The 24126-nt window shown below is 70.5% G+C and carries 23 protein-coding genes and 1 pseudogene; 16 read left to right on the top strand and 8 right to left on the bottom strand.

Going from position 1 to position 24126, the window contains the following annotated elements; translation table 11 throughout:
- Positions 1-419: 419 nt before the first annotated feature.
- The 3 genes from Ahu01nite_RS30345 (at position 420) to Ahu01nite_RS30335 (ending at position 5725) form a co-directional block, all read left to right on the top strand.
- On the top strand, positions 420-3962 hold the full coding sequence (locus Ahu01nite_RS30345; RefSeq protein WP_203840088.1) for a serine protease: 3543 nt from the start codon (positions 420-422) through the stop codon (positions 3960-3962).
- Positions 3950-4309, top strand: coding sequence for a CU044_2847 family protein (locus tag Ahu01nite_RS30340; protein ID WP_203840087.1), 360 nt, complete (start codon positions 3950-3952; stop codon positions 4307-4309). Before Ahu01nite_RS30345 ends, Ahu01nite_RS30340 begins: the two co-directional genes overlap by 13 nt.
- A gap of 270 nt (positions 4310-4579) precedes the next feature.
- The gene (locus tag Ahu01nite_RS30335; RefSeq protein ID WP_239159257.1) at positions 4580-5725 is read left to right on the top strand and encodes an endo-1,4-beta-xylanase; all 1146 of its coding nucleotides are present in this window, start codon (positions 4580-4582) and stop codon (positions 5723-5725) included.
- Here Ahu01nite_RS30335 and Ahu01nite_RS30330 read toward each other — a convergent pair.
- Both Ahu01nite_RS30330 and Ahu01nite_RS30325 read right to left on the bottom strand, forming a co-directional pair.
- The gene (locus Ahu01nite_RS30330; protein ID WP_203840085.1) at positions 5722-6561 is read right to left on the bottom strand and encodes a hypothetical protein; all 840 of its coding nucleotides are present in this window, start codon (positions 6559-6561) and stop codon (positions 5722-5724) included. The genes Ahu01nite_RS30335 and Ahu01nite_RS30330 overlap by 4 nt on opposite strands.
- A 67-nt stretch (positions 6562-6628) precedes the next feature.
- Complete coding sequence (locus Ahu01nite_RS30325) at positions 6629-7630, bottom strand: MsnO8 family LLM class oxidoreductase (protein WP_239159256.1); 1002 nt, start codon at positions 7628-7630, stop codon at positions 6629-6631.
- Between the two features lie 141 nt (positions 7631-7771).
- On the opposite strand from Ahu01nite_RS30325, the gene Ahu01nite_RS30320 reads away from it, so the two are divergent.
- Complete coding sequence (locus Ahu01nite_RS30320; RefSeq protein ID WP_275411790.1) at positions 7772-10051, top strand: DUF4153 domain-containing protein; 2280 nt, start codon at positions 7772-7774, stop codon at positions 10049-10051.
- A gap of 244 nt (positions 10052-10295) precedes the next feature.
- Here the strand turns inward: Ahu01nite_RS30320 and Ahu01nite_RS50700 are convergent.
- Positions 10296-10655: pseudogene (locus tag Ahu01nite_RS50700) on the bottom strand (DedA family protein); the annotation flags it as partial.
- A gap of 89 nt (positions 10656-10744) precedes the next feature.
- A complete protein-coding gene (mptB, locus tag Ahu01nite_RS30315) occupies positions 10745-12220 on the bottom strand; it encodes a polyprenol phosphomannose-dependent alpha 1,6 mannosyltransferase MptB (protein WP_203840083.1) in 1476 nt (491 codons plus the stop codon).
- 188 nt (positions 12221-12408) lie between these two features.
- On the opposite strand from mptB, the gene Ahu01nite_RS30310 reads away from it, so the two are divergent.
- The 7 genes from Ahu01nite_RS30310 to Ahu01nite_RS30280 are packed head-to-tail and all read left to right on the top strand — an operon-like array spanning position 12409 to position 17826.
- Positions 12409-13407 (top strand): sensor histidine kinase, encoded by a 999-nt coding sequence (locus Ahu01nite_RS30310; RefSeq protein ID WP_203840082.1) that lies wholly within the window; start codon positions 12409-12411, stop codon positions 13405-13407.
- A complete protein-coding gene (locus Ahu01nite_RS30305) occupies positions 13404-14066 on the top strand; it encodes a response regulator (RefSeq protein WP_203840081.1) in 663 nt (220 codons plus the stop codon). The genes Ahu01nite_RS30310 and Ahu01nite_RS30305 overlap by 4 nt, the downstream gene beginning before the upstream one ends.
- 46 nt (positions 14067-14112) lie before the next feature.
- On the top strand, positions 14113-14682 hold the full coding sequence (locus Ahu01nite_RS30300) for an RNA polymerase sigma factor (protein ID WP_239159255.1): 570 nt from the start codon (positions 14113-14115) through the stop codon (positions 14680-14682).
- A 17-nt stretch (positions 14683-14699) separates the two neighbouring features.
- Positions 14700-15524, top strand: coding sequence for a zf-HC2 domain-containing protein (locus Ahu01nite_RS30295; RefSeq protein ID WP_203840080.1), 825 nt, complete (start codon positions 14700-14702; stop codon positions 15522-15524).
- Positions 15521-16381, top strand: a complete 861-nt coding sequence (locus Ahu01nite_RS30290) for an ATP-binding cassette domain-containing protein (protein WP_203840079.1) — start codon at positions 15521-15523, stop codon at positions 16379-16381. The genes Ahu01nite_RS30295 and Ahu01nite_RS30290 overlap by 4 nt, the downstream gene beginning before the upstream one ends.
- Entirely contained in the window at positions 16378-17190 is an 813-nt protein-coding gene (locus Ahu01nite_RS30285; RefSeq protein WP_203840078.1) for a hypothetical protein, read from the top strand. The genes Ahu01nite_RS30290 and Ahu01nite_RS30285 overlap by 4 nt, the downstream gene beginning before the upstream one ends.
- 6 nt (positions 17191-17196) lie before the next feature.
- Positions 17197-17826 carry a hypothetical protein gene (locus Ahu01nite_RS30280; RefSeq protein WP_203840077.1) on the top strand — a complete coding sequence of 210 codons (630 nt, stop codon included), beginning with the start codon at positions 17197-17199 and terminating at the stop codon, positions 17824-17826.
- A gap of 123 nt (positions 17827-17949) precedes the next feature.
- Here Ahu01nite_RS30280 and Ahu01nite_RS30275 read toward each other — a convergent pair whose 3' ends face one another.
- A complete protein-coding gene (locus tag Ahu01nite_RS30275) occupies positions 17950-18522 on the bottom strand; it encodes a DUF4760 domain-containing protein (protein WP_203840076.1) in 573 nt (190 codons plus the stop codon).
- An 89-nt stretch (positions 18523-18611) separates the two neighbouring features.
- Between Ahu01nite_RS30275 and Ahu01nite_RS30270 the strand changes: the two genes are divergently transcribed.
- A complete protein-coding gene (locus tag Ahu01nite_RS30270; protein WP_203840075.1) occupies positions 18612-19022 on the top strand; it encodes an ATP-binding protein in 411 nt (136 codons plus the stop codon).
- Here the strand turns inward: Ahu01nite_RS30270 and Ahu01nite_RS30265 are convergent.
- The 3 genes from Ahu01nite_RS30265 to pdxR form a co-directional block, all read right to left on the bottom strand.
- Complete coding sequence (locus Ahu01nite_RS30265; RefSeq protein ID WP_203840074.1) at positions 19006-19467, bottom strand: DUF8821 family protein; 462 nt, start codon at positions 19465-19467, stop codon at positions 19006-19008. The genes Ahu01nite_RS30270 and Ahu01nite_RS30265 overlap by 17 nt on opposite strands.
- Positions 19468-19577: 110 nt before the next feature.
- A complete protein-coding gene (locus tag Ahu01nite_RS30260; protein WP_203840073.1) occupies positions 19578-19925 on the bottom strand; it encodes a hypothetical protein in 348 nt (115 codons plus the stop codon).
- Positions 19926-19955: 30 nt separating this feature from the next.
- On the bottom strand, positions 19956-21359 hold the full coding sequence (gene pdxR / locus Ahu01nite_RS30255; protein WP_203840072.1) for a MocR-like pyridoxine biosynthesis transcription factor PdxR: 1404 nt from the start codon (positions 21357-21359) through the stop codon (positions 19956-19958).
- 47 nt (positions 21360-21406) lie between these two features.
- On the opposite strand from pdxR, the gene Ahu01nite_RS30250 reads away from it, so the two are divergent.
- The 4 genes from Ahu01nite_RS30250 (at position 21407) to Ahu01nite_RS30235 (ending at position 23730) form a co-directional block, all read left to right on the top strand.
- On the top strand, positions 21407-21868 hold the full coding sequence (locus Ahu01nite_RS30250; protein ID WP_203840071.1) for a carboxymuconolactone decarboxylase family protein: 462 nt from the start codon (positions 21407-21409) through the stop codon (positions 21866-21868).
- Positions 21865-22602 carry an isocitrate lyase/PEP mutase family protein gene (locus Ahu01nite_RS30245; protein WP_239159254.1) on the top strand — a complete coding sequence of 246 codons (738 nt, stop codon included), beginning with the start codon at positions 21865-21867 and terminating at the stop codon, positions 22600-22602. Before Ahu01nite_RS30250 ends, Ahu01nite_RS30245 begins: the two co-directional genes overlap by 4 nt.
- A complete protein-coding gene (locus Ahu01nite_RS30240; RefSeq protein ID WP_203840070.1) occupies positions 22599-23339 on the top strand; it encodes a GNAT family N-acetyltransferase in 741 nt (246 codons plus the stop codon). The genes Ahu01nite_RS30245 and Ahu01nite_RS30240 overlap by 4 nt, the downstream gene beginning before the upstream one ends.
- A 118-nt stretch (positions 23340-23457) precedes the next feature.
- Positions 23458-23730 carry a hypothetical protein gene (locus tag Ahu01nite_RS30235; protein ID WP_203840069.1) on the top strand — a complete coding sequence of 91 codons (273 nt, stop codon included), beginning with the start codon at positions 23458-23460 and terminating at the stop codon, positions 23728-23730.
- Positions 23731-24126 lie beyond the last annotated feature (396 nt).

Below are 24126 nucleotides of genomic sequence, written 5' to 3'. Positions count from 1 at the left end.
TTAGTGACTCCTTCGCCTGATCAGCTTGCTCGGCCGAGCAAGCCAGGGTCAGGGTACTGGGAGCCTCTGACAAAATATCCGGAGCATTCTGTGTGGTGTCATTTGTTATTAAAGTGAAGACTTATCACGCTTGCCGGTAAGGAAGTAGAATCTTGATCGCTTGGCCAAGCAGGCCGAAGTGGATGCACGGATCTGCCGCAGAGAACGCGCGTTCGGTCCCATCGCCTCCCGCGTTCAGCGCACTGGACGGCACGCACCGTAGTCACCCTTCATGACGCAGCGACGTCGGGGTGGGGCGCGAGGTTAAACGGCAAGCTGAGGGAAACTGGACGATCAGCCGGCCGGACGGTGAACCGGGGACGTCCCGCGGTGCGTGTATTCGCTACCGTGGATGTACGCCGAGACCGGGAGGGTGATCGATGGCGGAACCCGGCCGGATCCCGCTGGAGGCCGCGCTGGTGCGCGTCTGGCGTGGCGATCGGCCGGAGGGCGCCGGGATGCTCGTCGGCCCCCGCCAGGTGGTGACCGCCGCGCACGTCGTGGCGAGCGCTCTCGGTCACTCCCCCGGCGGGCCGCGGCCGGCTGGGCTCGTGGAGGTCGACTTCCCGCTGCTCGCCCCGGGCCGCCGGCTGAGGGCCAAGGTCGTGGCCTGGGAGCCGCTGCTCGCCGACCGCACCGGCGACGTGGCCGGGCTGCGGCTGCTCGACGACCCACCCGCCGGGGCACGGCCGCTGGTGCTCGACGCGCATCACCGGCCCGGTGGCGGCCAGCTGATCATGGTGGGTTTCCCCCGCGGGCTGGAGCTGGGCAGCTGGGCCTACGGCCGGGAGGGCGGCCCGGTGGCCACCGGCTGGGTCGAGATCCTCAGTGAGCCGGGCCGGGAGTCCACGCTGGATCCGGGGTTCTCCGGGGCGCCGGTGTGGGACCCCGAGGCCGACGCCGCCGTCGGCATGGTGATGCAGCGGGTCACCGGGGCGCCCCCGAAGATCGGCTACCTGTTACCCGCCGCGCGGCTGCTGGACGCGTGGCCGGAGCTGGCCGGGATCATCGAGCGGGCCCCGCCGTTCCGGGGTCTGCGACCGTTCACCCAGGACGACACGGCGGTCTTCTTCGGCCGCGAGGAGCTCACCGACCGGCTCGTGCGCCACGCGCAGGGCGCGCCGGTGGTCTGCGTCATCGGCCCGTCCGGTGTGGGCAAGTCGTCGCTGCTGCTGGCGGGGGTGCTTCCCCGGCTTCGTGCCGCCGGGACACCGGTCGTGGTGCTGCGGCCGTCGGACGCCGGCACACCGCTGCGCGCTCTGGCCCTGGCTCTCGACCTGCTGCTCGTGCCGGCGCGGGACCCGCTGGGGCGCCTCGACGCGGTGACCGAGCTGGCCGCCCGGCTCGGCCGCGGTGAGCTGCCGGACGTGGCCGCTGCCCTGCTGACCGGCACCGGCGGGCGGTTGCTGATCGCCGTCGACCAGTTCGAGGAGCTGCTGACCAGCCCGGCCGCCGACCGGGCGGCGTTCAGCCGGGCGCTGCGGGCCGGGCCCCGCGTCGGAGTGCTGCTCAACCTGCGGGACACGTTCCTCGGGGCGAGCCTGCGGGCCCCGGAGCTCGCCGAGCTGGCCACCGTGTGGCTGCCGGTGACCGTCGGCGAGATGAGCACCGGCGAGCTGCGCCGCGTGATCACCGGGCCGCTGGCGGGGATGGGCACGGTGACGTACGAGAAGGGCCTGGTCGAAAGGATCCTCGAAGACGTCGAGCTGGCAGCCGGAGCACTGCCGCTGTTGCAGTTCACGCTGACCGAGCTGTGGGAGCGCCGCACCGGGGGGCTGCTCACCCACGCCGCGTACGACGAGCTGGGTGGCGTGCGCGGCGCGCTGGCCGGATATGCCGACAGCGTCTGGGACAGCCTGGCGCCGGCCGCCCAGCACGCCGGCGAACGGCTGCTGGTCCAATTGCTGCGGCCACTGCCCGACGACTCGCTCACCGTGCGGCGCACGGCCCACCGCGACGAGCTGGACGACGCACAGTGGACGGCGGCGCAGCGGCTCGCCACCAGCCGGCTGTTGGTGTTGCGGTCCGCGCCGGACCCGGGTGTCGAGCTGGCCCACGAATCGCTGCTGGCCAGCTGGCAGCGGCTGGTGCAGCTGGCCGGCCAGAGCCGCAACTTCCGGCTGTGGCAGGAGGGTATGCGCCAGCGCCGGGCTCAGTGGCTCGCCGAGCTGAAGGCCGGGCGCAGGCTGCTCGCCGGCGCCGAGCTCCGCGACGCCCGGCGATGGGCGAAGGGCCCCCGCGCCGCCGACCTCACCGCCGGCGAGCACGAGTACATCACGGCCGGGGTGAAACGCCGGCGCAAGTGGGCCACGACGGCGCTCGCCGTGGTCGTCGTCCTCGCGGTGGCCATCACCCTGACCTATCGCAGCACCGGCCGGCAACGCTCGGAGCTGGCCGCCGCCGATCTGGCCGCCACCGCCACGCGACTCGGCGGATTCGACAGCTGGGGTGCTGCCCAGCTCGCCATCCGCGCGGAGCGTACCGACGGGAACGTCACCGCCCGGCAGAGCGGTCTCGGCGGCATCGACCGGCTGGTGCCGGACTACTTCGCCGCGAGAACCGACACGTCACAGCCGCTGCCGTCAGGCTCGGCGAACCCGTCGACCGGGCGCTGGGCGTCGCAGGACACGTCGGCGCCGGCGGGCCGGATCAGCGCCGACGGCACCGCGATGGTGACCAAGGACCCGGCCAGGCGCGGCGCGCTGTGGCACCTGTCCGGGGGTCAGGTCACCCGTGACCCGGCGTTCGACAAGCTGTTCGGCAGCATCGACACCCTGGTCGAAGCCACCATCAGCAGCAGCGGCCGGTTTGTCGGCTACGTCGCCAAGCTGTACCCCACGCTGCCGGCGAACCCGGACGCACCGGTCGACAAGGAACGGCTGCCGAAGCCCGTCCCGAAGGCAGTGCCCACGTGCCCGGTGGTCAGCATCGCCTTGACGGTCGGCTGCCTGGTCGTGTGGGACAACGAACGCCATCAGGTCGTCTACGCGGCCCAGGTCGACGGGCTGATCCCGCCGGTGACCGCGCTGAGCTTCGACCCGGACGAACGGACCATGGCGTACGTCCTGACGAACGGGACCCTGTTCTCCAGCCCGGACACGGTGGTCAACGAACTGCACACGGTGGACCTGGCCACCGGCGCCGAGCGGACGCCACGCACCCTGCCGTGGCACAGCTGGCTCTACGGCCTGTGGCTTGGGCCCGGCGGACGTCAGGCGCTGGTGACCGAGTTCCTGCCGAGGCCCGGGCAGGTCTACTACGGTCGCGCCGCGCTGGCCCGGGTGGAGCTGACCAGTGCCGAGCCTGCCCGCCAGGAGCTGATCGAGCGGGTCAACAGCATCGCGGTCAGCCTCGACCGGTCGACGGTGGCGGTCACGGTCCCGGCGGCGAACAGCAGCGTGGACGCGGTGGTGCTGCGGGCCTGGTCGGCCGGGCCGGCCACCCGGATCACCGGGCTGACCGGGCCAGAGCAGCACGGCTCACCGGCACTCACCGCGGACGGGTCGGTGCTGATCATCCCCGCGGCGGTGGAGCTGCCGACCGTGCGGGCGAGCGACATTCGGCAGATCAACGAGCAGGCGCGTACGGTCCTCTCGGCATGGACCGTGCGGGACGGCAAACGGCAGGCCAAGGGCGGGTTTTCGGGTTCGGCCCTCGACACGGCGTGGCAGGCGCTGCTGCCGCTGGGCCGCGACCCGGGCGGCCCGGTCCTCCTCCTCGACACCAGCACGATCGGGGTGGTGCTGGTCCAGGACGGGCAGCCGGCACCCCTGCGCCGGCTCGCCGACGCGGCCACGGCCACCCACGCCGAGTACGCCGACGCCGACCGGCTCTGCGCGCTGATGGCCGGTCCGAACATCGACACGGCGGCGCGAAAAAACGTGCCGAAGGATGCCTACCAGGGGGAACTGTGTCCGAACTGACCCGCTTCGAGCTTCAGGACGGAGCCTTCGTGTACGCCGAGGACGGCGCGGACGGGCCCGTCATCTCCACGGTGTCGCGGACCGGGGACGTACTGCACTCCGCCACAGCGTCGTTCGGGGCGGCGCTGCGCCAGGTGCGTACGGCCGCGGAGGAGGCCCTCACCACGCTGCGCGACATGGACACCCGACCGGACCGGGTGGAGCTCGAGTTCGGGGTGAAGCTGAGCGCCGAGGCCGGCGCCGTGATCGCCCGCACCGGCGCGGACGGCCACTTCAAGGTCAAGCTCACCTGGAACGGCGACGGTGAACCCGAAGCGGAGGGACAGGGAGAGGGCGAGGATTCCTGAGCGGGCCCGACGTCACGATCAACCGGCCGTGACGGCCTCCGCGGTCTGGAACTTTCGGAACGAGGAAGGGCTCAATGATCGACTTTCATCTATCTTGACCCTGATCGACGAGCCTGCATAGGATCCGGGCAGCCGAAATAGCCCCGAAACTTTCAGCTCGTCCAGCACCGGCGGCCGGACGCTCCCGAAGGGACCGATATGACCGAGCAATCCGCACGGCGCCGGCACCAACTCGGTATCACGCTCCGGACGCCGTTTCGGGTGGGGGCGGTGCTCGCCGTTCTGACCACGGCCGGTGCGGCAACGCTCGTCGCGGCGCCCGGGCCCGTCGCCGCCGAGACCGCCCGCCAAGCTCAGACCACCCGGCCCCCGAAGGATTCTCTCGGCGCGCTGGGCTCACGCATCGGATTGCGCATCGGCAATGCCGTCAACGATGACAAGCTCACCACCGACGCCACCTACACGGCCATTCTGGCCGGCCAATTCACCACGGTAACGGCCGAGAACGCCATGAAGTGGGAGGTCGTGGAGCCGAGCCGGGGTGTCAACGACTTCGCCGCCGCCGACCGCCTGGTGACGTTCGCGGCCGCCCATCGTCAGCTGGTCCGCGGCCACACCCTGCTGTGGCACAACCAGATCCCCGGCTGGCTGACCTCCGGGGTGACCGACGGTTCCATCAGCAGGAGCGAGCTGCGTACCATCCTCAAGCGGCACGTCACCACCGAGGTCACCCACTTCAAAGGCAAGATCTGGCAGTGGGACGTGGCCAACGAGTTCTTCACCGACAGCACCCCGTCGACCATCAACCCCAACGACTTCTGGGTCGCCAACCTCGGCGAAGGCATCATCGCCGACGTCTTCCGATGGGCCCGCGCCGCCGATCCCAGGGCACTGCTGTTCTACAACGACTACAACATCGCCGGCGAGGACGGAACCAACGCCAAGGCCGACGCCGTCCACGCATGGGCGAAAGGCCTCAAGCGCCAGGGTGTCCCCATCGACGGCATCGGCGACCAGGGCCACCTCGACACCCAGTACCCGTTCCCCACCACGATGACCGCGAACCTGCGACGCTACGAAGCAGCCGGCTTCAAGGTGGCGATCACCGAAGCCGACGTACGGACATTCGTCGACAACGCCACCGATCAGAACCCGACGGACGCGCTGGCACTCATGGCCCAGCCGTACGAGTTCTCGCAGATGCTGAAGGCCTGCCTGGCCGTCCGGGCCTGCATCTCGTTCACGGTCTGGGGCGTCAACGACCGCGACTCCTGGATCCCCGGCTTCTTCACCGACCCGCTGCAGGGTTACGCGACCCTCCACGACGTACATCTGCAACCGAAACCAGCATTCACCACGCTGCAGCAGGACCTGACACTGGCCGCCGGCGGCGCACCCCGGCGCACGAGCGCCTAGGGCTGTGACCGCTGCCAGAAGAACGCGATGCGCGCGGCACGGCTCACCGGAACGCTGACCGGGCCGAGCTCCGAGCCCATCGTGAGACTACCGGCCAGGAGATCTTCCATCCCGGCCCGCATCATCGCGGCCGCCCCTTGGGCGCTGTTCCCATCGGGCGCGGGGGCGATGTTGACGAGGTCCTTCGGCAGTTCGTCGTCGGGAACAGCGGCGCCGTGCTCGGCATCCCGCTCGATGCCCAGGTAGAGCGCCTGATCGGTGGCGGTCTCGAACCTCGCACCACTGAGAGCGATCCACACGTACGCGGCGCGGTGCGGATCGATGCGGTCAAGCTCGACGGTCGTGTCGGTCTCGCCGGGCCGGAACGTCACCGTCGTGCTGTCGTCCGCACTGTTGGACCGGTCATTGATGTTGAAGACGTAGTGCACCGCGATGTCGACGCTCACCATCGGCGACGTGTCTCCCTTCATGGGCGCCACGGTGTGGTGTGCCGCGTTCTCGTACTCGTAGTGCTTCCCGGTGCCGGACGCTTCGATCTCGTCATGCGAGCTGCTGAATGCGGGATGGGTGATCAACTCCATGCCCTCGCGCAGCACTCTGATGCGCAACTTCCCGGGATCGCTCTGATCGGCGCCCTCCCCCGGCTGCCCGTCACCCGTCACGGTCCGGACGTTGCGCCGTCCGTGCAACGCCAGCCCCAGCACCGTGGCGGGCTGTCGCGTGACGGTCCCGTGCGCCGTGGTTGAGTGCGACCCCTCGACCACCATCGCCGAGCCGTCCTTGATCCGGCCGGCGTGCACCTCCTTGCCGTACGCGTGCCAGTTCTCCATGCTCATCCGACAGACCACCCTCTCCGCAGTCGTTCCTATGGCTACCCACAGTGATTAACCACTGCCTTCTAGGCTAAACCGGCAAATGCCACATTTGCGGACGGGAAAACATCGCGGCGAGGGCGGCGTCGGAGGCGTGCAGGGCGGCGCGGTCGAAGGTGCTGCCGGCGGCGACGAGTTCGGCGGCCCCGGTGCGGTCGAGCAGGTCGGTGAGGCGGTGCGCGACCTGGTCGGGGGTGCCGGTGACTGCCGCGGCGGCGGTCTGGTCGAGGTAGTGCTGCTGACGTGGGGTACGCGTGGCAGCTCGGACGGCGGCGACCGGTTCGAGGGGCGGGAAGGCTCCGGTCGTACGGCCCTGGGCCATCGCCCACGCCTCGGGGAGGAGCAGGTCGGCGGCTTCCGCGGGAGTGTCCGCGATCAGCACGTCGAGGCTGATCGCGACCCAGGGCTCGGATTGCTGTTCGGAGGGTTCGAAGGCGCGCCGGTAGCCGGCCAGGGCCTCGGCACCGCCGGCGCCCAGCAGCGGACCACCGACGATCACCGGGAGACCGAGGCGCGCCGCGATCCGCAGACCGGTTCCGGTGGCCAGCACGTACAACGGGATGGGGCCGGCCGGCTGGGGATGGAGGGTGATCTCCGCCGTACCCGTCAGGAAGTCACGCAGTTCGGTGAGGTCGGCAGCGAAGTCGCTGTCGGTCTGGCGCAACGCCCGGCGCACCGGCGGGGTGAAGCCGGGCGAACGGCCCAGCCCCAGGTCGACGCGGCCCGGCGCGAACGCGGTCAGCGTGGCGAACTGCTCGGCGACGACGAGCGGCTGATGGTGCGGCAACATCACCCCGGCCGAGCCGAGCCGGATCGTCGTCGTGGCACCGGCGACGGCGGCCAGCAGCACTGCCGGGGCGGCGCCCGCGATGCCGGGTACGCCGTGGTGCTCGGCGACCCAGAAGCGGTGATATCCGAGCTGCTCAGCGTGCTTCGCGCGGGCGACGGTGCCCCGCAGCGCGCTCGTCTCGGTCTCACCCGCACGGGTGCGTGACCGGTCCAGCAGCGAAAGTCGAACCCCGGCGTTGATCACAGAAGTGCCAGCGCCCGGACGCCGGGGCTTGTTCCCGTGTCTTACGCTCCAGGCGTCGCGGCGATACGGACCCGTTCCAACGTAGATATCGACGCGCACACGTCCTAGAGTGAGCCGAACTGAGCAACCCAGGAGGGTGCAGTGGCGCATCAGCCCCCGAAGCAGCCCGGTCCCCCGGACCCGGCCAACGACGTCCCCGCCACTCCGGCGCCACCACCACCCCAGCTGCTGGTCATGCAGCCCACCGACGCGATCCCGTCGCTGGCCTGGCCGGGAGCCGAAGGGGAAACCGCCTGGGCGATCCCGGTCCAGATCCCCTCAGGTACGCGCGGATATGCCGTTTTCCTCCCGATGGTCCCGGTCGAGGCGGCAACCCCAACCGCCACCACCCCAACCGCCACCACCCCAGCGGTCACCACCCCAGCCGTCACCGCCACCCCTGCCGTCACCACGCCGGCAGTAGCCACCCCAGCCGCCATCACGACCCCGGCTGTCACCGCGCCGCCCGCGGTTACTCGGGCACCCGCCGAGAGCACCACCCCGGCGCCCCAGAAGCCAGAGCCGCCCAAGCCAGAGCCGCCCAAGCCAGAACCGTCCGGGCCAGAACCGTCCGGGCCAGAACCGTCCACCAAGCCAGAACCGGCCACCAAGCCAGAGCCGGCCAAGCCAGAGCCGGCCAAGCCAGAGCCGCCCGCCAAGTCAGAGCCACCGAAGCCAGGGCCGGCCGCCACATCAGAGCCCGCCAAGCCAGAGCCGGCCAAGCCTCAGGCGCCGAAGCCTCAGCCGGCGGCCGTTCAGCGCCCGCAGCACCAGCCGGCACCTGCCCAGCGGCCGCAACCTCAGCCGGCACCTTCCCAGCGGTCGCAGCACCAGCCGATCCCGACCCCGTACCCGGCGCGCCCGATCGGCACGTACGAGCCGAGGCAGACCCCCTGGCAGAAGTTCCGCGAGAAGAGCTGGCCCGGGCCGCAGACGGCCAAGGGCTGGACCGTCCCGGCCGGGGTGATCGCCGGCGCCCTCGGCTTCCTGATCTTCCTGCCGCTGAACCGGGTGGGCATCGGCTGGTTCCTCGCCTGGCTGACGCTGACGCTGGGAGTCGGGTTCGCGGTCCGGAACTCGAAGGATCTGCCGGTTCCCGAGCGGCTGATCCGGTCCGGCTGGGCCGTGGCGGCGCTGGCCCTGATGCTCATCCCGGCGTTCCGCAACGCGTGGTGGCTGGTGACGTTCAGTGTGCTGGGCGCGATCGGCTGCACCGCGCTGGCGATCGTCGGCGGGCGGCGGGTCCGGTCGATCCTGTTCAGCCTGTTCGCCGCGCCGTGGGCGGCGTTCGCCGGTATCCCCTGGGTCCGCAGGCACCTGAAAGCGGGCCGTAACCCGGGAATCGCCCGGCGGATCTTCTTCTCGGTCGCCCTCACCGTCGTGGTGCTGCTCGTCTTCGGTGCGCTGCTGTCGTCCGCCGACCTCGCGTTCTCCCAGCTGCTGGATGACGCCGTCCCCGACTTCAACCTCGGCGCGATCTTCCAGTGGATCTTCCTGGCCGTGACCGGTGCCCTGCTCGCCGTCTCCGGGATCTACACGCTGGCCAAGCCCCCGGCGACGGCCGGCATGGACACCGAGGGCAAGGGCAGGTTCGGCCTGATCGAGTGGGCGCCGGCCGGGGTCGCGCTGGTGCTGCTCTTCGCCGGGTTCGTCGCGGTGCAGTTCACCGTCCTGTTCGGGGGAAGCCGGCACGTGCTGAAGACGGCCGGGCTCAGCTACTCGCAGTACGCCCGCAGCGGCTTCTGGCAGCTCGTCGCGGTCACGCTGTTGTCGCTGGCCCTGATCGCGGCTCTGGCCCGGTGGGCGAAGCGCGATCAGCCGGCCGAACGGCTGCTTCTCCGCGTACTCCTAGGATTGCTCTGCGCTCTGAGTGTTGTCATCGTGGCGTCCGCACTGTCGCGGATGTGGGAGTACCAGCGGGTCTACAGCTTCACCGGCGAGCGGATCTTCGTCATGGCCTCGGAGATGCTGCTCGGCGTGATCTTTGTGATGATCGCCGCCGCCGGCGTCAAGTGGAAGGGCCGCTGGATCCCCGCCACGACCGTAGGCCTCGCCGTGGTGATGCTGCTCGGCCTGGCCGTCCTCGACCCCGAGGGCTACGTGGCCAGCCGCAACGCCGCCCGCTACGAGGGCTCCGGCAAGATCGACGCCTGGTACCTGCGGGCCCTCTCCGCCGACGCGACCCCGGCCCTGACCAAACTCCCCGACCCGGTACGCCGCTGCACCCTCAGCTGGATCGCCAAGGACCTCGAGGAACCCGACCCCTGGTACGCGTGGAACCTCGGCCGCGAACGCGCCCGCGACGCCCTCGCCCAGCTACCCCCCGGCGCCATCGGAACCCAGAAGGACTGCCGCGCCGCCGACGAGTTCGCCCTGCGCTGAGCCGACCGGGGCGTGTCGCGGTGTTCACTGCCGTGGCACGTCCCCGGTCCGCGGCGCCGGGATCAGGATGCCGGGCGGCATGACCGGGGCCGGGTGGCACAGCTGATCTGGCGCGCCGTGCGGCGGTGCGCCGGCGGATCAGCTCGATGACGCCACCCAGTACGAAGGACAGGCCGAGGCCCGTCGCGACGCCGGCCAGCGGATTCTCGAGGAACACCGCCCCGCCCGCGAACCCCAGCCCCGCGGTGTAGGCGGCCCAGGCCAGCGCGGCGATCGCCGAGGCGGGGCTGAACCGTGACAGCGGCAATCCGGCCGTGCCGGACGCCAGATTCATGGCCACCCGGCCGCCCGGCAGAAAGCGTGACATCACGATGAGCAGAGCGGGACGGCGGTCGAGTTGCCGGTGCGCCGATGCGACGGCCCGGCTGACGTGCCGGGACCGGTTGATCAGCCGGGCGCCGAGGACACTGCGGCTGAGGCCGTACGCGAGGTGATCTCCCAGGAAGACGCCGAGAGCCGTGGCCACGACGACCAGCGCCAGACTCGGCGTGCCGGCGTGGGCGAAGTCGCCGGCCGCCAGCACCACCGCCTCGGACGGGACCATCGGCACCACGCCGTCCAGGCTGGTCAGCGCCGCCAGCAGCGGATAGAGCAACGACGACGTCATCAGCGGGACGGCCAGACCCATCGGGTTCATCGGGCCGCGACCACGGTGGAACCGACCGTCGCCGGAGTTTCTGCCGGCCGGCGTGTCATGGGGAGGAGACAACGCCGGCGTACGGCGGGGATCGCGGCCGTCGCGGCCAGCACCGTGATCGCGATGAGGTAGCCAACGACCAGGTGCGGCGCCGCGGCCGCCAGCGGTGGCGTCACCAGGGCCACCACCGCGCTGACGGCGATCATGACGACGCGCGCCCGGTGCCGGTGCGTGGTCGCGGCGAGAGGCAGCAGTGCCCAGAGCAGGTACCAGGGCTGCACGACCGGCGCGCACAGCAGCATGGCGGCGAAGATGAGGCCCAGCGATCGCAGAGCGCTGATCCTGCCGCGGTAGACGCTCAGCAGCAACCGGAGCGCCAGGAGCAGGAAGACTGCCAGACCGGCGATGTTGAGGACGGTGACCACGGCCGCCGTGTCCCTGCCGCCCGACGCCAGGCCGATCAGCAGACCGGTGCCGGTGGTGGGCGACATCCAGCTGTAGACGGTCGTACTGCTGCTCATGGCGCTGATCCAGCCGAATCCGCCGATGCTGGAGAACACGGTCATGCCCGCCGCGGCGCCGAGCAGTACGAGCAGGGCCGAACGGACCGGGCGGCCGTAGCGGCGCGCCAGCTCAGCGGCCACACAGCAGATCGCCACGACCGCCACCACCTTGATGCACGCCGCGATCGTCAGCAGCGTCATTCCGGCCGCGAACCGGCTCCATCCGCCTTGCTCGTCGCGGTTCAGGGCGCTGAGCGCCAGTTCCATGCCGACGAGCATCGTGCCGATCATCAGGGCGTCGTTGTGCGCGCCCGCCACCAGATGCCACAGCACGAGAGGGTTGAGCAGACCCAGCCACAGGGCGGGCACCGGTGACACACCGCCGCGCCGTGCGAGCCGTGGCAGCGCCCAGCCGATGAGGAACACACCGGCCAGCGCGATCAGGCGATAGAACAACACGCTCCGCAGGAGGTTGTCCCCGGCCATCTCGGCCACGGCACGCGACACCGTCAGCCAGACCGGCCCGTACGGCGCCGGTGTGTCGACCCAGTAGTGGCTGACATGCTGGGTCACCGCCGAGTCCGGGCCGAGTGCCTGCGCGGGCCCGAGGGTGTACGGGTCGAGTCCTTTCGCTGCCGTCAACCCCTGCGCGAGATAGCTCCACAGATCGCCGCTGAACAGCGGGCGCGCCACGGTGAGGGGCAGCGCCCAGATCACCGCTATCCGATACACGTCCGGCACCCTCATGATGTGCACCCGGCGTTGCAGAGCCAGCCACACCAGGACCAGCATGCCCACAGCGATGAGACTCAGGGCGACGCCGTACGACGGCGAGAAGAAACCGGACGTGACAATCGCGAGCAATGCGGCGGCCGCGAATCCGGTGACTGCGAATCCGGTGACCGCCGAATTGCGCCGGCCGGCGACCCGATCGTGGGCGCGGAAGGCCCTTTCGCCAATTGTGGCCATGGAGGGGATTTCCTTTCAAGGGTCGCCGGAGAGGCCGTACGACGTCGTTGTTCCTGACCCAAGGCTGACGTGACAGGGGCATCACGCGCATTGGCCCGCGGACCACAAAACCAGGGTCGGCAGGTAGCCTCCGGGCTTACGCCCGGGAGCTGATGTGTGGCTCCAGCAGTGCGGATAGACTCGGCTGCATGCCCGCCGACCGAGTACGAGGACGCACCGGCGTGCGCCTGTCCGTGCTCGCGGTGATGGTGGCCGGCTTGGTCTTCGTCATGCTGATCAAGCCCTCTTCGGGCCTGGTGATACCGCTGATGGTCGCCGCCGACGTCGTGGTGGGATTCGCCGCCGCCGCCGAGCCGCCGCGCCGGGTTCTGCCGGCCGCGGCCCTGACCGCCGTCGTGCAGGCTCTGGCGACAGCCGACGGATCGTTGCTCGACGTTTCCCTGGTGGCCATTGTCGAGATCCTCGCGATCGCCACTGCCTGGTTGATCGGCAATACTGTCCGGCAACGCCGCAATTACGCGACCATTCGACGCGAGCAGGCCGAAACCGAAGCGGTGCAGGCGGAGCGCCTGCGGATCGCCCGCGAACTGCACGACATGATCGCGCACAGCTTCGGAGTGATCTCGGTCCAGGCGGGGATGGGACGCCGCGTTTTCGACACCCAGCCCGACCAGGCCCGCAACGCTCTGGCGACCATCGAGGAGACCAGCCGGGAGACCGCGGGCGCGCTGCGCCGGTTGCTGGGCACCCTGCGCAGCTCCGACCCCGGATCCGGCCCGGAACTGCGAGAACCGGTCCCGGGCGTGGCTGACCTCGACGCGCTGGTGGCTCGGGCCGCGGATGCCGGCGTTCAGGTCAGCCTGCGCCGGGACGGCGACCGGGCGCCGCTCGCACCCGACATCGATCTGGCCGCGTACAGGATCATTCAGGAATCGATCACCAACGTCATCCGGCACGCCGGCACCGATCGCTGCGACGTCGTCGTCCGGCACCGCACCGGCGAGCTGCTGATCGAGATCATCGATGCGGGCCGCGGCGGCCGGCCTCAGTTCGGCTACGGCCTGTCCGGCATGAGGGAACGGGTCAGCCTGCTCGGTGGTGAGTTCGAGGCCGGTCCGCGTGCGGGTGGCGGCTTCCGGATCCTGGCACGGCTCCCCCTCCCCGTCCTGTCGCCCCCGATCCCATGACCATCCGCGTGCTACTGGCCGACGATCAGCCGCTGATCCGCAGTGGACTGGGGGTCCTCATCGACAGTGCCGCCGACATGGGCGTCGTCGCCGAGGCCGGCACCGGTGCGGAGGCTGTCCGGCTCGCTCAGGAACATCAGCCGGACGTCATCGTCATGGACATCCGCATGCCGGTCATGGACGGCATCGAAGCGACCCGTCACGTCGTCACCGGCTCGGCGCCCAGCCGCGTCCTGGTCCTCAGCACCTTCGACGACGACGAATCCGTCTACGCCGCGCTCCGCGCAGGCGCCAGCGGTTTCCTGGTCAAGGACATGGCACTGGACGACATCCTCAACGCCATCCGCGTGGTCGCCGCCGGGGACGCACTGCTCGCTCCCAGCGTCACCCGGCGCCTGATCGATCACTTCGCCGATCACTCCTCGAGCCGCGGTCCCACCCCGGCCAACCGCTCCTCCGCCGGCCTGACCGACCGGGAACGGCAGGTGCTGACACTGGTCGGCCGCGGCCGGTCCAACGCCGAAATCGCCGCCGACCTCTTCATCAGCCCAGCCACCGCCAAGGCCCACGTGGCCCGGCTACTCGCGAAACTCGAGTCCCGCGACCGCATCCAACTGGTGATCGTCGCCTACGAGATGGGCCTGGTCTCGCCCGGCTGACGCCCGGCCGTGAACCATTTGTGGCTCGCTCCGCGATAGTCCTTGTGTGAGGCGGAGAAGACAGCCACCGGCCGCTCCGGTGACCGAGCAGTCCAGCGATGCTCAGCTGCTGCGCGCGGTGGCGGCCGAGGACATGGGCGCGCTGCGTCTGTTGTACCTGCGCCATGCCCCCTGGATGCGGCTGCGACTCGCGCGCCGGTGCGCGGACCCCGACGCGGTCGACGCCGCCGTGCAGGACACGTTCGTCGCCGTCTGGCGTGACGCTCACCGTTATCGCGAGGGCGGCGGCGAGGCGGCAGCTTGGCTGTGGACCATCGCCTTCCGGCGTCTGGTCAGCACACTGCGCAGGCCAGGACAACGCTGGGTCGGGGACGCCACCGGAGGGGACGACGAAACCGTGCCGTCGGCCGAGGATCTCGTTCTGCTGCGGATCGAACACGGGGATCTCGGCGCTGCCCTCGACCGCTTGTCCCCGGAGCTGCGGGCGATCATCCAGGCCACGGCGCTGGACGGCCTGACGGTGCGGGAGGCCGCGTTGCTCCTGGGCGTCGCCGAGGGCACGGCGAAGACCCGGTTGATGAGAGCGCGGGCCCGGCTGCGGGAGCTGCTGGCTTGACTTCGCGAGGAGAGAGCATGACCTGGCACGTTGACGCCGAGTTGCTGCAGGAGTACGAGCGCGGATCGCTCACCCCGAGCCGGGTGATGGCGGTCGACGCGCACGTACAGGCATGTGCTGCCTGCCGGGCGGCCGTTCCCGCGGACACCGCCCGGCTCGACCGCACCTGGCTGGCGGTCGCCGACACGATCGTCACCGGCCGGCCGGGGCGTGCGGAGTGGCTTCTGCGCCGGGCGGGCCTGCCTGAGCACCGTGTCCGGTTACTCGCGGCGACACCGGCTCTGCGCTGGTCCTACCTCGCGGCGACGGCGGCGGTGCTGGCTCTCGCGGTGGCCGCCGCGTACACCGGTCAGAGCGCCGCGCGTACCACTCTGGTGCTGTTCCTCGTCTTCGCGCCGGTGCTGCCCGTGCTCGCGGTCGCCACCGCGTACGGCCCGCCCGCCGATTCGATGCACGAGATCACGTCGGCCACGCCGATGGCTGGTCCCTCGCTGGTCCTGTGGCGAGCCACGGCCGTCGTCGGCCCGGCCATGGGAATGGAGATGATCGCCGCGGTGGCGTCGCCCGGGCCGGGCTGGTGGGCGGTCGCCTGGCTCCTGCCGGCGTTCCTGCTCTGCGTCGGCACGCTGGCCCTGGCGACCGTGCTGCCGCTGGCCAGGGCGGCCGGCCTGCTCGGCGGCACATGGTTGCTCGTCGCGCTCGCCGCAGGTTCTTCCGCGCCGCTGGTTCAGGGTGTCCTCTTCGGCCCGGCCGCTCAGGCCGGTTACCTGGTGGCTGTGATCGCGGCCATCGTTGTCCTGACGCTACGGCGTCGCCATCTCAATCCGGGAGAGAACCGATGACTACCGTACGCGTGGGCGAGCTACACAAGCGCTTCGGCGCCACCGTCGCGCTCGACGGCCTCGACCTGGAGATCGGTGTGGGAGTCACCGGCCTGCTCGGTCCCAACGGCGCCGGTAAGACGACCCTGCTGCGGTGCCTGGCGACGGCGCTGGCACCCGACCACGGCCGGATCGAGGCGTACGGGCTCGACCCCGCCGACTCGCGCCAGCGAACCGCGTTGCGCCGCCGGCTCGGCTATCTGCCGCAGAGCCCGGGGCTGTATCCGAACTTCTCCGCGGCAGCACTGCTCGGCTACGTCGCTGTGCTCAAGGAGATCGTCGATCCGCGAATGCGCCGTGCCGAGGTCCACCGGGCACTGGAGGAGGTCGGCCTGTCCGATCGCGCGAATGTCAAGGTTCGCAAGCTCTCCGGCGGTATGCGGCAGCGCCTCGGCGTGGCACAGGCGTTGCTCGGGCACCCCGATCTGATCATCCTGGACGAGCCGACGGTCGGGCTCGACCCTGAACAGCGCATGTTCTTCCGTACGTTGATCTCGCGGCTGGGTGAGACCCGCACGGTCCTGCTCTCGACCCACCAGACCGAGGATGCCGGAGCCCTCTGTGAACGAGTGGTGGTCCTGCGGGAAGGTCGCGCTGTCTTCGACGGTGCGCCACGAGCGCTGGCGCAGCTCGCCGAGGGCCAGGTGTGGAGGTCGGCCGGGCCGCCGGAGGGCAGGACGATGTATTGGCGCACGGCGGAAGGCGACTACCGGACTCTCGGCCCGCAGCCGCCGGACGGTGTCGCGGTACCGCCCTCCATCGAGGACGGCTACCTCAAGCTGCTCGGGCCGGCGCCGGCGGCAGGGACGATCCGATGACTGCCGCTCCCGTGTCGCCCCGGGTGGCGACACGGCTGCTCGCGTCGACGGAAGCCCGGCTGCTGGCGCACAGGGCGGCACTATGGGCGGGGTTCGTCCTGGCTGTGGCACTCTGCGCTGTCTGGAACGGTGGTGCGAACCCCACGTGGGAGGCCTTTGCCGCCAACTCAGGCAGGGCGTCCCTGGTCCTGGCCGCCTTTCTCCTTCTCATCGGACATCTCGCGACATCCCGCGACCACCGGCACGGCGCCGCCGAGTTCACCGGCACTCTTCCCGCATCGCCCCGGCGCAGGGCGATCGCCCTGTTCGCATTCCTCCCCGTCGCCGCCGCGGCGGGCTTGCTGGCGGAGGGTGTCGAGCTTCTGATCCTGGTCCCGTCCCGGCTGTCCGGCAGCTTCGACCCCTGGCTCGTCGCCGAGCCGGTGGTGGCACCCATGGCCGGTGCCGCCCTGGGTATCGCAGCGGGACTCTGGCGGCCCTCCGCCCCGGCTGGTCCCCTGACCCTTTTCGCCGCGGCGGCCGTGCTCGCAACGCTGCCGATCCTCGGATCGGGCCCGGGAGACCTGCCGTGGCTGCTCTTCCCGATCGTCCTGGACCGGTCGGCGGCCCCGGACGCTACCGGCTGGCACGTGCTCTACCTGGTCGCTTTGCTGACCGTTGTCATCGGCGCAGCACTTGCCCGGCACTGGCGCCTGTGGGCGACCATTGTCGTGACAATTGCCCTCACTGTTGCGGTGGTCGCAGTACGACGCCAGCAGATGGCGCAACCCGCCGCCGACAGGGCCGCTGCCATGTCACACCTGGGCTGACCCGCCATGTATCTGCGAATCCGCCAGGTCGCGCTGCTCACCGTTCCGGTGACGCGGACGGTCCCCTGGGCTCCCACAGCGACCGCCGTCACGCTGTCACTGCTGGCCTGCCTTCCCGCCGTCGTCGGAGCGGCAGCGCCGGCAAGCCAGGTATGGGCGCTGCGCATCGCCGGGTTCCTCCTCGGTGCGGGCGCGTGCTTCGCGTTGATCGAGCCGTTCGTCCCGGTGGCGGCGACACCGACACCTCGCTGGCTGCGGCAGTGGCTGAGAACCGTCGTCGCCCTCACACCAGTGATCGCGGTATGGCTGGCGTTGTTCTCGCTGGCCGCCTGCAGCCTCCCCGCGGGCGGCCTGCCGTTCGCAGATCTGGCAGCCGAGGCTTCCGTGTGCGGGCTGACCGGTGTGGCCGGCGCCGCCGTGGCAGCGCGAAGAGCGCATTCGCTGACCGGCGCCCTGGTCGGCCCCGCAGCACAGGGCGCCCTCATCGCGGCATCGCTGTTCCTGTCCGGAGACCACTCGCCCTGGCTTCTACCAGGGGCAGCCGGGCCGGCGGCGATCGACTCCTGGTGGACTGCCGCAGTGCCCATACCGCTTCTGATCGTGAGTCTGGCCAACCTGGAACACCGGCCCGCCTGACCGCGCGGCACCACGGGTCATCCTTCGATCGCCACGATGATGTGGGGGCGGGATTCGGCGGCGACCTTGCCGAGTTTCTCGGCGCGGACCACCGTCCGGGCTTGCCGGTCCGTGGCGTCGGGGTCATCCACCGTCGGAGGGTGCAGGGGGCTTGCGTCGCGGCCGGGGGAGGACTCGGCCGGTCGAGATGGTGTAGCGGTGCAGGCCCAGCTTCGCGTGGATGACCTGGGGCGGTGTGCGGGTGGCGCGGAAGGCCAGATCCTCGAGGTAGATCCACAGGTTGCCGCTGCGTTTGCGACGCTCGGCCAGCACGAACGGTTCGACCGCCTCCCAGATCCGCCGGGCCTGGATGCCGTTGGAGCCGATGACCAGCTCCTCCCGGACGATCCCGTGAGCGACCAGTTTGCCCAGGTCGTCGTAGAGGCCGGCCACCATCCGGATGTGCGACCGCGCCGCCAGCGGGAGATCGGTGTACGGCGTGTCCGGGTCGAAGTCCCGGTTCAGGTCATCGAACAGGAACTGCTGGGCGTCGAAGAATTTCTGCGTCCGGAATTGGCTGAAGACGCCGAGGACCACCGGGAGGGCGTACCCGTCGACTGCTGTTCTTATCTGCCGGAAAGCCATGAGACCGGAAACGGTCAGCGAGACGAGAGAGATGGCGATGGTGACGACGGTGATCACCGTCTTGGCATCCACGCATCCAGGCTAATCGATGAGCTGGCCCGCCGCCGATCAGAAACGGCCCCGTCCGTTTATCTGCCCCCGATCGCGGGCAGGTGAACGCCATGCGGGAGGGCAACGGCACGGTGGAACTTCTCCGGCATCAGTTCCGTCACGGCGCGCCCGCGCTGCCGTTGAGGCACAGTGCCCGGAGTGCTCTGCGGCCCGCCGCAGGGCAGGAACCCGACGCGGAGTGGATCGACGACGTCATGATCGTCATCAGCGAGCTGGTCCAGAACGTCAGTCAGCACACTCACAGCCACGGCGAGCTCATCGTCAGCATCCAGCCCGGAACCGTCCTGGTCGAGGTGGGCGACAGCAGTACCACCGTCCCGCTCACCCCACACCCCGGCCCGCTCCGGGCCGGCGGCCGAGGACTGCGGCTGATCGACGCGATCTCTCAGCAGTGGGGTGTCCGCACCTGCCCGGAGGGCAAAGTCGTCTGGGCGCGACTACCTGTCAGTGCTCGTTCTTGATGACGAAGTAGGAACCACGGATGGTCCCGGCCAGTTTCGACTTCTGCCGGGCGAACTTGAACGAAGCGAGCTCCGACGGCACGTCCATCCCGTCGGACAGCTTGAACCCGACCGCACGCTTCCCGGCTTCGCCGAGGCCGTACATCACGTTGATCGACAGGCCGCTCTCGTAGAAGACGTACGCCATCCGGATATTCTCGACCTCGAACCCGGTCGCCTCCAGCGGCCGCGACGAGATCTCGATGTCGCGCTCCTGCTCGAGGATGGAAGTCACCCACTCGACGGTCGGCACGGCGTCCTCGGCCGGTTCGACCGTGAACACGTGGCCGTACTTGTTCTTGAAGTAACGAGCCTCGTTCGCCCGCAGCCCGGCGAGCGCGTCCGCCACCGGCGACGACTCCAGCCCCACGGTCGACACGGTGACAAAATCCACGACATACGACATGACCGACTCCCCCGCCACAGGTCCGCTCCCCTTCTCGGAACGAGTCACCCCTGCTCAACGGATTGTGCGCGCCCACCCCGCCGACCTGGACGTGGGCGCGCCGACGGGGCTCAGCTCAACGTGGCGCAGACGTCCTTGGCGATGCGGTAGCCGCCGGAGACGGTGAGATGCCCGTCGGCGCTGATGTCGATCCGCCAGGCGACGCCGGTGAGGTCGTAGAGCCCGCGGGGCAGGTTACCGTTGCCCTCCCGGAACCGGACCAGCAGCGGGCCGCTCAGCAGCCAGGTCTGTGAACCGTCGTCGTGGTGCGTGATCAGCCCGCTCGAGCTCGCGTCGGCCCTGGTCGCCTCGCCGGTGGACACGTTGGTGACCCGGTAGACCAGCGGCCCGGCGGCGGCCTCCGTGCGGGGCGTACCGTCCGGCTTGGTGGTCAGGGTCTTGAAGTAGACCGCGTCCACCAGGGAAAATCTACTGTGGACGAAGATCCGTCACATCGGCGGAACGGCCGGAGCCGCACCCCCCACCACGAGCGTCCTGGCCAGCACGTCGAGGGCAGCGAGGTAGCCGGCCTGGCGCGGGGTGGCGTACCCCAGAACGAGACCTTGCATGCCCGTGGTGGCCGGGGTGTGCCGATGAGGGCCGAGGGTGGTGAGGGCGAGCCCGTCGGCGGCGGCGCGGGTGGCGATCTCGTCCTCGCCGGGCCCGTCGCCGGGGAGTTGGAGCAGGGCGTGCAGGCCGGCGGCGATGCCGAGCAGGTGGTGACGGCTGCCGATCCGGTCGGCGAGCAGGTCGCGGCGGCGGCGGTAGGCCAGCCGGCGGGTGCGGATGTGGCGGTCGTACGTGTGGGTGGTGATCAGGTCCGCGAGGGCGAGTTGCCCGATGCTCTCGGTGTGCAGGTCGCTGAGCCGTTTGGCGTGGCTGACCGGTTCGACGAGAGGGCCGGGCAGCACCATCCAGGCGAGCCGCAGACCCGGGCCGAGGCTCTTGGCGGCCGTGCCGATGTAGGCGACCTGCCCGGGCGCCATGCCCTGCAGGGTGCCGACCGGCTGCCGGTCGTAGCGGAACTCACCGTCGTAGTCGTCCTCGATCAGCAGTCCGCCGTGGTCCCGGGCCCAGGCGACGGCGGCGTGGCGACGGGCCGGCTGCAGTGTCACGCCGATCGGGTACTGGTGTGCCGGGGTCAGGACCGCGGCCCGGACGGCGCCGGTGAGCAGGTCGGTGCGGGCGCCGTCGCTGTCCACCGGAAGAGCGACGACGTCGGCGCCGGCATGCCGGACGATCTCGCGGTGGAACGGCAGGCAGGGATCCTCCATCGCGATCGCGCCGCCGATGACACCGGACAGCAGCGAGAGTGCCTGGACATAGCCGGAGCAGATGACGATGTGGTCCGGATCGGCGAGCACGCCGCGGGTGCGCCCGAGGTACGTCGCCAGGGCGGTGCGCAGCTCGGGGCGGCCCTGCGGGTCGCCGTAGTCGTAGACCGAGGCCGGCGCCCGGGAGAGCGCCCGCCGGGTGGCACGGATCCACGCCTCGACCGGGAACGTCGTCACGTCGGGGCTGCCGGGCCGCAGGTCCAAGCGGGGCGCGGGCAGCGCTGCGGGCCGGGCAACCGGGACGGGCGGGGCGGCCTGCGCGGCGACGGTGGTGCCCGAACCCGGACGCGCGGCAAGGTAGCCCTCCGCGATCAACTGCTCGTAGGCAGCGGCGACGGTGTTGCGGGCGAGGCTCAGCTCGGCGGCCAGCGCCCGGGTCGACGGCAGCCGCGCTCCCGGAGCGAGCCGCCCGGACCGGATGGCGTCGCGCAGTGCCTGCTCCACCCGGGAACGCCGGTTCCCGCCGGCGCCGAGGTCGAGGTGGAGATCGACACCCAAATTGGCCCAAGAATCTGACACGAGAGTGGACCTTAGCAAGGATCCAATCTGCGCCCTACGGTCGTCTCATGTCCCTCGTGATCAAGGAAATCCCGATCCGCGTCGCCGTCGGCGACCTCGCCCCGCACATCGACAAAGCCATGAACGCTCTCGACGCCGCGGCGCGGGACACCCGGCTGGAGACCGGGCTGCTGGAACTCGTCCGGACCCGCGCCTCGCAGATCAACGGCTGCGTCTACTGCGTCGACACCCACACCCGGGACGCGACCGGGGGCGGCGACGACCCGCGCCGGTTGTTCGCGTTGCCCGTCTGGCGGGAGGCACCGTTCTTCACCGCCCGCGAGCGGGCCGCCCTGGAACTCACCGAGGCGATGACCCGGCTCAGCGAGGCCCCGGTCGGCGACGACACGATCGCCCGGGCGGCCGCGCAGTTCACCGACGTGGAACTGGCCGAGCTCATCTGGTCGATCACCGTCATCAACGCGTGGAACATGCTCGGCGCCACCGCCCGCCCCTGGCCCCTTTCGTGACGAAGGTCGCCGAGCTGCGGGACCTGCACCGGCCGGGTGTTCCGCTGGTTCTGCCCAACGCCTGGGACGCCCGGTCGGCGCGGCTCGTCGCGGCGGCCGGGTTGCCCGCGGTCGCCACCAGCAGCGCCGCGGTGGCCGGCAGCCTCGGCTACCGGGACGGGGAGGACACCCCGCCCGGCGAGATGTTCGCCGCGACGGCTCGCATCGTCGCGGCGGTCGACGTGCCTGTGACGGCCGATGTGGAGCGCGGCTACGGGCTGGCCCCCGTGGAGCTGGTCGAGCGTCTCATCGCCACCGGTGCCGCGGGGTGCAATCTGGAGGACTCCGATCCGCGTACGGGCACCTTGCTCGACGCGGACCGTCAGTCGAGCTTTCTGGCGGATGTGCGCGCTGCCGCCCGTACCTCGAGGGTCGATCTTGTGATCAATGCCCGCATCGACACCTACCTCGCCGGGACCGGTGAGCCCGCGGCCCGCCTGGCCGAGACCATCCGGCGAGCGCGCCGCTACCACGAGGCCGGAGCCGACTGTGTGTACCCGATCCTGATGAACGACGAGCGGGACATCACCGACCTGATCGCGGCCATCGACGTGCCGGTCAACATCCTCGCCGGCCGCGGACGCACGGTGGCGGAGCTGGCCCGGCTCGGCGTCGCCCGCGTCAGTTTCGGCCCGTCCCTCTACGACGCCACCGGCGCGCACCTCGCCGAGCTGATCGGCGCGATCGAAAGGTGACCATGCCCCTGTCCCCCGCCGAGGCCGCACGGCGCCAGGCCCGCAACTCCGCCGCGTTCTGGACGGCGACCGGCCTGGCCCGCGGCCACCCGCTGATCCATCGCCCGGGCTTCCTCGCCGTCGCCGGTGACCAGCGCGCGGGCCTGCGCATCCTGATCCAGGAACCGGTCCTCGGCGCACCGGACCTGGCCGAGATCGCCACCCTGACCCGCGAGGCCCCGGGCCCTGTCAATGCCGAGGACCCGTTCAGCGCCACCGATCTCGGCCACCTCGGCCTCCGCAGCTGGCAGATGCCGATCATGCTGCGCACCCCCGGCGCCACCCCCACCCCAGCAATGCCGATCATCCGTGTACGCGACGAGCCCGCTCTGCACGCCGCCGAACGTGTCGTGCTCGACGGTTTCGACCTGACGCGATTCGAGCCGTACCGCGCCGGCGAATTCTTCCCGATGCCGCTGCTCGGCCGGCCGGGCGTGGACGTGTTCCTGGCATACCTCGACGGCACCCCCGCCGGAGCCTGCGTCACCGTGACAGCGGAAGGCTTCGGCAGCCACTACTGGGTCGCCACCCCCGCCGCCCACCGCTCGCGTGGCGTGGGCCGCGCGATCATGCTCGGCTCCCTGGCCCCGCTGGCACACCTGCCGGTCACGCTCACCGCTTCCCGGCTGGGCCGTCCCCTGTACGAGTCGCTGGGCTTCACCGCCACGACCTCATCCACCTGGTGGTCCTCCCGCTGACAGCGTGGTGGCGTCGTTGACAGGTCGAAGGCTCTCACCACGCATGGGTGCGACCCATCGCGGGCAGAGTTGCCAGCAGACCGGCTACGGCCCCATGAGCGAACAACGAAGGATCACGATGACCGCCACCGCCCACGACGTCGCCGACACTCTGAACCGCGCTTTCGCCGAGCCGTCCATGACGATGCCGATCCTTCTCGCGGACATCATCCCGGCCCTCGCGGAACTCGACCAGGAGGCCACCACCGCCGCCGACCCGGACAGTTACCACGACCGGATCGTGCTGAACGACGGCAGCATCATTCTCTACGACCCCCGCACAGAACTCTGGGCCGTCAGCAGCACGGACGAGGTGGCCGCTTCCGATCATCGACGCCAGACCCCGGCCTGAAGCCCCTGTTCCTCGGCCTTCAGATCCGGCACCCAGAAAATCTCCGCGTTGCGGACTAGATTTTCTGGCGGACATGGGTTAACGTTCTTCCTGTCGAACGAAGAAGTAATAAAGACGCAGACGAGCACCGCCCACCAGGGCGAAGGAGCCGGACCGACAACGCCCCGGCTCAGGCACGGCGAAGTTTGACGTGCCAGATGTGGTAGTTGGCAAGGAAGTTCGGAAACACCCCGGAGGTCGGGATTTCACGATCCCCGGATGATCCAGGTGGCGTGGCCGAAGGTGTTTCAGGGCCCCGCCGCAAGCAGGAGTAGTTCGTCGCACGTGTCCGGAGCCATGAAGTCGCGTGGGGTTCCGACACCGGCGGACAGCACGAAGGAAAAGGAAGTCAGAGGA

The sequence above is a fragment of the Winogradskya humida genome (assembly GCF_016862215.1).
Taxonomy (GTDB): Bacteria; Actinomycetota; Actinomycetes; order Mycobacteriales; family Micromonosporaceae; genus Actinoplanes; species Actinoplanes humidus.
Note: the sequence above shows the minus strand (reverse complement) of the source record. Positions and strands in the feature narration are given on the sequence as shown.